The 7,720-nt window shown below is 44.4% G+C and carries 7 protein-coding genes and 1 pseudogene; 6 read left to right on the plus strand and 2 right to left on the minus strand.

The window, feature by feature from the left end; translation table 11 throughout:
• Together WMO25_RS11935 and WMO25_RS11940 are read right to left on the minus strand one after the other, a co-directional pair.
• Window positions 1-218 (minus strand): annotated as a pseudogene (locus tag WMO25_RS11935) (hypothetical protein); the annotation flags it as partial.
• A gap of 95 nt (window positions 219-313) precedes the next feature.
• Entirely contained in the window at window positions 314-1,468 is a 1,155-nt protein-coding gene (locus WMO25_RS11940) for an FprA family A-type flavoprotein (RefSeq protein WP_349085495.1), read from the minus strand.
• A 226-nt stretch (window positions 1,469-1,694) separates the two neighbouring features.
• Here WMO25_RS11940 and WMO25_RS11945 point away from each other — a divergent pair, with 226 nt between their 5' ends.
• The 6 genes from WMO25_RS11945 (at window position 1,695) to WMO25_RS11970 (ending at window position 7,654) form a co-directional block, all read left to right on the plus strand.
• Window positions 1,695-2,231, plus strand: coding sequence for an NUDIX hydrolase (locus WMO25_RS11945; protein WP_349085496.1), 537 nt, complete (start codon window positions 1,695-1,697; stop codon window positions 2,229-2,231).
• Window positions 2,232-2,607: 376 nt separating this feature from the next.
• The gene (locus tag WMO25_RS11950) at window positions 2,608-2,745 is read left to right on the plus strand and encodes a hypothetical protein (protein ID WP_227081592.1); all 138 of its coding nucleotides are present in this window, start codon (window positions 2,608-2,610) and stop codon (window positions 2,743-2,745) included.
• Entirely contained in the window at window positions 2,738-3,769 is a 1,032-nt protein-coding gene (locus WMO25_RS11955; RefSeq protein WP_250799967.1) for a methionine ABC transporter ATP-binding protein, read from the plus strand. The genes WMO25_RS11950 and WMO25_RS11955 overlap by 8 nt, the downstream gene beginning before the upstream one ends.
• Window positions 3,762-4,421, plus strand: coding sequence for a methionine ABC transporter permease (locus WMO25_RS11960; RefSeq protein WP_015514727.1), 660 nt, complete (start codon window positions 3,762-3,764; stop codon window positions 4,419-4,421). Before WMO25_RS11955 ends, WMO25_RS11960 begins: the two co-directional genes overlap by 8 nt.
• Window positions 4,422-4,517: 96 nt before the next feature.
• On the plus strand, window positions 4,518-5,420 hold the full coding sequence (locus tag WMO25_RS11965; protein WP_349085497.1) for a MetQ/NlpA family ABC transporter substrate-binding protein: 903 nt from the start codon (window positions 4,518-4,520) through the stop codon (window positions 5,418-5,420).
• 380 nt (window positions 5,421-5,800) lie between these two features.
• A complete protein-coding gene (locus WMO25_RS11970) occupies window positions 5,801-7,654 on the plus strand; it encodes a RelA/SpoT-related domain-containing protein (RefSeq protein WP_349085498.1) in 1,854 nt (617 codons plus the stop codon).
• Window positions 7,655-7,720: the final 66 nt, after the last annotated feature.

Here is a 7,720-nt window from a genome sequence, read left to right on the forward strand (position 1 = left end):
AAAATAACGGATGGGTTAAGCCGAAAAGGATGATGGATCAGCTTCATGTAGAGCAGCAGTGTGATCAGGGCGAAGATGCTTCGTACGCCGCTGACAGACAGAGACTGCCATGGAATGATTTTGATCATAAAGCCGCCAAGGCTGAAAAAAATGGCAGAAAGCAACACATAAAATGTGCCAACTGCCGGATTGTTGACGCGTGGATTAAGTTGAATCATAAAGTTACACCTTTGTAGTAAAAATAATGGGTAGATAGAGGATGCCATAGATATCCCGGAATTGCTATGCAGGATATCTATGGCATCTATGAGTTTTATTTGCAGAGTTCTTCAGCCAGTGCCGCAATCTGTGCTTCATTCTCAGTGTTGACAGCGGATTTGATAGTGACTGTTGTGTCTGTAAATGTCAGATTCTTGCTGCCTTCAAACATTTTCAGCATGGTTTTGGCTGCGGTAGGTGCCCATGAGCCGTTCTCAATGAGACCGATCGTTCTGTTTCTGTAGCCGCGTTCTGTCAGGTGTTCGATGAATGTCTTCATGAATGGGAAGATATCACCATTGTAAGTGGTTGTAGCCAGAACGAGCTTGCCGTAGCGGAAAGCATCTTCGACAGCTTCGGCCATGTCATCACGGGCAAGGTCAGTAACTGTGACTTTCGGGCATCCAAGGGCGGTCAGTTTATCTGCAAGGAGCTCAACGGCTTTCTTAGTATTGCCGTAAACAGATGTGTAAGCGATGACAACGCCTTCGCTCTCAACACCGTAGCTGGACCATGTATTGTAGAGATCAAGATAATAGCCAAGATTCTCTTTGAGGATCGGGCCATGGAGTGCACAGATGGTCTGGATATCAAGACCGGCTGCCTTCTTCAGGAGCGCCTGAGCCTGAACACCGTATTTGCCGACGATACCGAAATAGTAACGGCGGGCTTCGCATGCCCAGTCTTCTTCGACATCAAGGGCACCGAACTTGCCGAAGGCATCTGCTGAGAAAAGAACCTTATCCTTGCTGTCGTAGGTCACCATAACTTCCGGCCAGTGAACCATTGGTGCAAGAACAAATGTCAGTGTGTGTGTACCAAGAGAAAGCGTATCGCCTTCCTTGACAACAATCTGTCTCTCCGGGTAGTCTGTGCCAAAGAATTGCTTCATCATCACAAAAGCCTTGGCTGTAGCGACAACTTTGGCATCCTTGTAAAGATCCAGAAAGTTGGCAACGTTGGCAGAGTGGTCAGGTTCCATATGCTGAACAATCAGATAAGATGGCTTTCTGTCACCGATGACGTCTGAAATATTCTTCAGCCATTCATCTGTAAAATTGCCGTCTACAGTATCCATGACTGCAATCTGCTCGTCCATGATCACATATGAATTGTAGGCCATGCCGTTTTCTACAACATACTGCCCTTCAAATAAATCAATGTTGTGGTCGTTGACACCAACATAACGGATATCATCTGTAATAAACATAGTCTCACTCCTTAAAAAATGTATTTATTATTGTTCTTAATGTAGCTGTAATCAATGCTATTATAGCATTTGAAAGTAGGAATGTCTACTGTTTTTGAAATACTCAATATTTTTAATCAAAGAACAAGATGACTTGAAAAAGGAAATATTTTTAAGTATGATATAAGCATATGAATAGGTGTTGATTTTTGAGATATTTTTGTAAAGTGATGGGAGATGGATATTGATGGAGCTTTTGGATGTTGTGGATGAGAATGGTATTCCCACAGGGGAGACCGTCGAGCGGAGTATTGCCCATGCGAAGGGGGTCCGGCACAGAACATCCCATGTCTGGCTTTTGAGAAGAAGGTCGGAAGGTGTGGAGGTACTTCTGCAAAAGCGCAGTGATAACAAGGATTCTTTTCCGGGATGCTATGATACGTCCAGCGCGGGGCATATTCCAGCGGGGGTTGATTTTGAAGATTCAGCACTGCGGGAACTCAGGGAAGAACTGGGACTTACGGCGGATTGTTCTGAATTAAATGATTGCGGATTGATACGGATCCAGTCGGAGTCTTTTTTTCATGGGGCACCTTTTAAGGATGATCAGGTGAGCAAAGTATTTTACATATGGAAAGATGTGGAGCCGGAAGCGATGAAACTGCAGGTTTCAGAAGTATCCGGGGTGATCTGGATGCCGTTGGATGAGTGCAGACGCCGTGTGCGGGACAATAGCATGCCGCATTGTATTCTTCCTGAAGAACTGGATATGCTGCCCTTTTAGACTGGTCAGACTGCAAGTCAGGGCTGAATAAACGAATGATTCAGATATTCAACACGAAAATGCTGGGGAAATTGTTGGAAAGCGGTTGAAAATTTCCATAAGAGTCTTGACAAAATGGGTGGTTCATGGAATAATAAATGTCAGTAAGCAGAAGCAGGCAGGGATGTTTGACGGAAGCGGCAGCGAGTAACAGAAAGAAGGAGCAGATATGATAGCATTAGGACATCAGCATTCATGGAAAACAGATATGATGATGTGTAGCTGTGGCATCATGTGTGGTATGCATATGGTTGATGACACGGTTATTTTTGATGCGCAGTAATATCTGGTTCATAATTCTTATGGGACTCTGAGTGTATGAAGAGATAAGGATAAGATGATAGGCAGGTACATGCGTGTACCTGCTTTTTTGTGCAATGGGGATTGGCGTATGATCATCAGCTGCACAGAGGCATCAGGTGCCGGAGGGCACGATGTGATCGCATATATGCGGGAAAGGGGATTTTATGTCTGATATTGAAGTCCGACATCTTTCGAAGTCTTTTGACTTAAAGGGTGTGAAGGTAGAAGCACTGAAGGACATTAATCTGAGTATTAAGCCCGGTGATATTTATGGTATTATCGGTATGTCCGGAGCAGGTAAGAGTACATTGGTACGATGTCTGAATTTTCTTGAGAGACCGACAGAAGGTGAAGTTTTAGTCGGCGGCAAGGATCTGTCAACACTGACAGAGAAGGAGCTGAGAAAGCAGCGTCAGGAGATCGCAATGATTTTCCAGCATTTCAATCTGCTGATGCAGAAGAATGTGATAGACAATATTTGTTTTCCGTTATTATTGCGCGGCGAGAAGAAGGCAGATGCGCGCAGGCGGGCCATGGAACTTCTGAAACTGGTTGATCTGGAGGAGAAGGCAAATGCTTATCCGTCTCAGTTATCAGGCGGTCAGAAACAACGTGTGGCCATTGCAAGAGCCCTTGCATCCGATCCGAAGATCCTTCTTTGTGATGAGGCCACAAGCGCACTGGATCCGCAGACCACAGCCTCAATTCTGGCACTTTTAAAGGATATCAATGAGAAGTTCGGTATTACAATCGTGATCATTACCCATCAGATGGCAGTTATCCGTGAGATCTGCAAGCATGTGGCGATTTTGAATCATGGCGTTTTGGTGGAAGAGGGGGAGGTTGAAGAGATTTTCAACCATCCGAAGTCAGAGGCAGCCCGTGAACTGATTCTTGGGGATATTTCAGAGAACCAGTGGAATGGCGAGACGCGTCAGAAGGAGAGAGTCCTTGAAGATAAGTGTCTGCGTATTGTCTTTACTGAGAATTCGGCTTTTGAGCCTGTGATCGCGAATATGATCCTGAAGTTTGGCGTGCCGGTGAATATTCTGAAGGCAGATACGAAGAATGTGGGCGGTATTGCCAAGGGCGAGATGATCCTTGGTCTTCCGGAAGGCCATGAGCTGCAGGAGCAGATTAAGGCATACATGGTTGAGAAAGGCCTTGAAATTGAGGAGGTGACGCAGTATGTTTAGTCAGGAAGTAATGGAGATGCTGATCAAGGGTATCGGTGAGACATTGTATATGACGCTTGGTGCAACTATTTTTGGTTACGTACTGGGGCTTCCGATGGGTATTATTATGGTGACAACTTCCAAGGATGGTATCAGACCGAATGCCGGCGTGTACAAAGTGCTGGATGTGATTGTCAATATTGGCCGAAGCATTCCGTTCTTGATTTTGCTGATTTTGCTGATGCCTTTGACAAAGGCCATTGTGGGCAAGAGCTATGGCTCTACAGCAACGATTGTACCCCTTGTTATTTCAGCAGCACCATTTATTGCACGAATGGTTGAATCATCATTGAATGAGGTGGATTCAGGTGTTATCGAGGCAGCAAAGTCCATGGGCGCATCAACGATGCAGATTATTACAAAGGTTATGCTTGTGGAAGCAAGAACTTCACTGATCGTCGGTGTGACGATCACACTGGGTACTGTTTTGGGCTACTCAGCGATGGCAGGTACCATCGGCGGCGGCGGTCTTGGTGATATTGCGATCCGTTATGGTTATTACAGATACCAGGCAGATATCATGATCGTGACGGTTGTTTTACTGGTGGTATTAGTTCAGTTGTTCCAGACAATCGGCATGAAGCTGTCGGTTCGTTTAGACAAGAGAAAGTAGTATGTAATTATTCAGGGTCATTGTGCAAAGCATTTTGAAAGTGACGTTGAATTATTATAAATTTTTATTTATTTAATATGAATGGAGGAATTCAAAATGAAGAAGAGACTTTTAGCAGGTGTTCTCGCAGGCGTTCTTGCAGTTGGTGCATTAACAGCATGCGGTTCATCCAACCCACAGAGCAGTACAGCAGCTCAGACAGAAGCAGGCACAGAAGCAGCTGGTACAGAGGCTGCAGGTGAGACAACAGCAGCCAACGGCGAACTGACACCAATCAAGGTTGCGGCAAGCGCAACACCGCATGCAGAAATCCTTGAACAGGCAAAACCTCTCCTTGCAGAGCAGGGTTATGATCTTCAGGTAACTGTATTCAATGATTATGTACAGCCAAACGAAGTTGTAGAATCCGGTGATTTCGATGCCAACTACTTCCAGCATATTCCTTATCTGGATTCCTTTAATGAAGAAAAAGGTACACACCTTGTGAATGCAGGTGGTATCCACTATGAACCATTCGGCATCTACCCGGGTACAAAGAGCAGCCTTGATGATTTAGCAGAAGGTGATACGATCGCAGTTCCTAACGATACAACAAATGAAGCAAGAGCACTTCTGCTCCTTCAGGATAACGGTATCATCACTCTGAAAGACGGTGCAGGTCTTGAAGCAACTGTAAATGATATCGCTGAAAATCCAAAGAACATTAAGATCCAGGAACTTGAAGCAGCTCAGGTTGCCCGTGTAACAGGCGAGGTTGCTTACGTTGTATTAAATGGTAACTATGCACTTGAAGCTGGTTATTCTGTAGGCAAAGATGCCCTTGCTTACGAGAAATCCGATTCTGAAGCTGCTAAGACATATGTAAATGTTATCGCGGTTAAAGAAGGCAACGAAAACAATCCGGCCATCAAAGCACTTGTTGATACACTGAAATCAGACACGATCAAACAGTACATCAACGATACATATGATGGCGCTGTTATTCCTTTCGAGGACTAATATTCTGAAAGGATTGTCTGAGACAATCATAAGAATTAGATAATCATCAATACAACAAAAAACTTTCGGGGACAGCGTGCCTGTGCATGCGATGTCTTCGGAAGTTTTTTTGTGCAGATGACAACGCGCTGAAGTGCCAGACTATTCAGAAATGAATAGGTATGGAAATTGAGATTGCAATTGTGTCAGGATTAAAATTTTCAAAAATATCAGCAGAATCCCTATCACTGACTGCTTTAGTGTGGTATAGTATAAGATAGTGTGTGTTGCGCCTTTAAGACAATCTTCAATGACAGGAGATTGACAGGAGAGGCATTTGACGAATGTTGTTTTTGGACACGCACGATTAAGAAGGAAGAATGGGAGGGTGGAACCATCACATGGTGGAGAAAATCGCTTTTACAAAAGAAGAAATCGAATCCAGAGTTAAGGTGCCTGCCATTGTTGAGGTGGAGTTAAAACATCTGATAGAGGAACGACTCAAGCAGAGCGGACTCTATTACAGAATTTTTTCGAGGATAAAGACATCGGAATCTCTGGCCAGAAAGTATCAGGTAAAGTCTTATAATGCGGATAAGAAAATTCAGGATCTGGTGGGGCTCCGTGTAGATGTTTACTTTGAAGATGATTTAAGAATATGCAGACAGATGATGGAGCGCATGTTTTCCCTTGTGGAATGGTCTGAGTCTGAGCAGAATGAAGTGGAATTCAAGCCGGTGAAGATCAATGGCGTTTTCCGTTTACCGGATTATCTGAAACAGCAGATTTCGGATGAAACATGGGAGATGTGCATTGATGATACTTTCGAGATACAGTTGAAGACCGTATTTTTTGAGGGTTGGCATGAAATTGAACATGATATGAAATATAAAGGCGGCGAGCTCTGGAGCGGCAAGAACAGTTTTGCCAGATATTTTAACAGCATTCTTGCAACATTGGAGTTGTGCGATAAGTCGTTGGTGACTCTTTTTGAAAATCTGGGGCATGAGCTTTATAAGGAGCGCAATTGGGCCGGTATGATGAAGGCGCACTATCGCCTGAAGATGGAAGAACGCCCGATGTATCCGGAGCTTGAGGAACTTCTGAACAATGACCGTTCGGAGGAGAATCTTGGTAAGCGCCTGTTCAAAACAAGCCGTCAGGTACTCGTCGAAGAACTGCTGAAACAGCCGAGACGTGTGCCGATTAATGTGAATACCATTGCAGCCCTGGTCAATGAAGCGGTTATACATGATGAACGTCTGGAGAAACTTTTTCATGACAGAGATGTTTTTGATGACGGTAATGAGAATATCGGCGAGGAAATGACTTTCGGTAAGCTCAGACCTCTGAGAAAAGTGACGGTATTCAAGGCACTTGTGAATCTCAGTACGTATAAATATTCCAAGCATGATGCCTGTATAGAGGCTGCCCGGTTGGCCTATTCATGGATTTATGACAAGTATGGTCATTTGGACGGTGATCTGCCGACGGAGCCTATGACTTTTGAGAAGAACCTTCTGGGCTATCGGCTGGTGATTGTGTATGAACCGGAGCATGATTACTGGAAAATGAACTGTATGCATATTGATATGGAAGCACCCGGACAGGTGTGGGTGACGGAAGCAGAGTGCTATCCGGAGGAGGATGGCCGTCAGATGCTGTCTGTCCGCAATTCCTATGCGGTGTCAGAGGAGCGCAGAGGCTATTTAAACCGTTATTTCAGCTGTCCGAAGTTTTACTCCAATATTGCGGATAAAGTTGGTCTTTTTGATGTGAGATATCTGTCAACATCCAGAAAGATTATCCGGGAATACCAGATTAAGAAGATTCATGATCTGATTCTCAGCCGCAGAAGAACCATGCCGGTCTGTCTTGTCGTATCTTATGAACGAGACAATGGATGGCTCAATGAGGATTGGCTTGAGAATTTCAGGGTATATGATTTTACAAGGATGGCAGGGCGGTATACCCATATTTATACATGTAATATGGATATTGGCAATCAGCTTCTGGAATCATTGGATATTCCTCTGGAAGAACCGACTGTTTTTGTATTTAAATCAGCGGTTTCTGTTCCGAATGGGGATATTATCGGCCAGCGAATTGTATACAAAGAGGAGGATATTCTTAATTGCAGCTTTGGACGTCAGCAGATGAAGCAGGAAGGACGACGTTATGATATCGTCAAAGGCGGCCAGGCGTTCTACCATAAATTATTGCAGGAAATGCGTGCAGAGATGATGGACGCGTAGAGGAGGAATTGGTGAGTTATGATTCAGGATATCGCACCCCATCACTATCATAATGAATATCATCAT

This window comes from Coprococcus intestinihominis, from assembly GCF_040096555.1.
In the GTDB taxonomy this organism is placed as follows: domain Bacteria; phylum Bacillota; class Clostridia; order Lachnospirales; family Lachnospiraceae; genus Coprococcus_A; species Coprococcus_A intestinihominis.